Source organism: Vagococcus vulneris, from assembly GCF_003950515.1.
Classification (GTDB): Bacteria; Bacillota; Bacilli; order Lactobacillales; family Vagococcaceae; genus Vagococcus; species Vagococcus vulneris.
The window spans coordinates 1-1,467 of the sequence record NZ_NGJS01000040.1 but is presented as its reverse complement, the minus strand read 5'-3'; the positions used below and the strand labels follow the sequence as shown (position 1 = coordinate 1,467).

General features: G+C 36.4%; 2 pseudogenes. Both read left to right on the top strand.

What is annotated here, in order from left to right:
* Nucleotides 1-145: 145 nt before the first annotated feature.
* Nucleotides 146-529, top strand: a pseudogene (locus CBF37_RS11465) (ABC transporter permease); the annotation flags it as partial.
* Nucleotides 530-586: 57 nt separating this feature from the next.
* Nucleotides 587-1,240 (top strand): annotated as a pseudogene (locus tag CBF37_RS11460) (ATP-binding cassette domain-containing protein); the annotation flags it as partial.
* Nucleotides 1,241-1,467 lie beyond the last annotated feature (227 nt).

Below are 1,467 nucleotides of genomic sequence, written 5' to 3'. Positions count from 1 at the left end.
AGTTCCTCTGTAGTAAGATGTGTATAGATCATTTGTGATCACTCTCCTTGTTTTCTTTGGTAGGAAATACAATTTGAGTGTATCACAAATGATTTTTTAGTTGTCTAGCTTAATTTTACAATCGACGTTTATAAATTCAGTTTAGTTGACCATGGCGCGAATAGTTAGAGCACAGACACTAAAAATCAAAGATCAAGAGTTTGTGTTGGCTGCAAAAACACTGGGAGAATCAAACAGTATAATTGCAAGAAAACATATTCTTCCAAATATTTCGAGTGTTATTATTGTTCAAATGATGTTTAGTATACCATCTGCGATTTTCTTTGAAGCTTTTTTAAGTTTTATAGGTTTAGGATTGAAACCACCAGCAGCATCATTAGGTATTCTACTGAATGAAGGATATAAAACTTTCCAATATCTGCCGCACTTAATGTGGGCACCAGCAATCACTTTATCAGTCATTATGATTTGTTTTAATCTGTTGGCTGATGGTATGGGAGATACATTTGATCCGAAAATGAAAGATTAGGGCAGGTGAATGATTATGGAAAAAGTACTAGAGGTAACAGATCTAAACATTTCTTTTGATACGTATGCGTCATTAAATCCACGGATGAAGGTTAAGGATATTGTAGCGGAAGGGATTGACCATAATAAATTGGCAGCCAATTCATCAGAGCGGGATCAGCGTGTTAATGAGTTGTTAGAAGTGGTTGGACTGAACGCGACGCACGGAACAAGATACCCTCATGAGTTTTCGGGTGGGCAGCGACAAAGAATCGGAATTGCTCGGGCATTGGCAGTTAAACCAAAATTAATTATTTGTGATGAACCTATTTCTGCTTTAGATGTGTCTATTCAAGCACAAGTCGTTAATTTGCTAAAGGAATTACAAGAGCAGGAAAAGTTAACGTATCTATTTATTGCACATGATTTATCAATGGTAAAGTATATAAGCGACCGAATTGGTGTGATGAATCAAGGCAGGTTAGTAGAGATAGGCGATAGCCTTGAAATTTATAATTACGGTAATCATCCATATACAGAGAGTTTATTATCTGCCGTACCTTTGCCGGATTCTATATATGAAAGACAGCGTAAACGAATAGTCTATCAAAAAAACATAGAGGATGGGAAAGAGCGTACCTTGAGAGAAGTAAATCCAGGTCACCTTATTTATTGCAGTGAAGACGAAGTTAGTATGTACCAAGCGAAAATCGCACGAAAAAAAGCGAAGTAAAGAATAAAAGAAGGAGAAGACCAGTATCAAAGTCTTCTCCTTCTTTCTTGTTATATGTTTTGAAAACCACCTGCTATGCGGGTGGTTCAGAAGAGCTTTCAGCGTGGTATAAAAAAAGTCTCCTAAAATGATAAGATATATTTGGTTTCCCGACCACGAAATATCAATCATTTAGGAGGTCCCTTATGAAAAAGGACAATCAAAGTTTATCACACACAACATGGAAA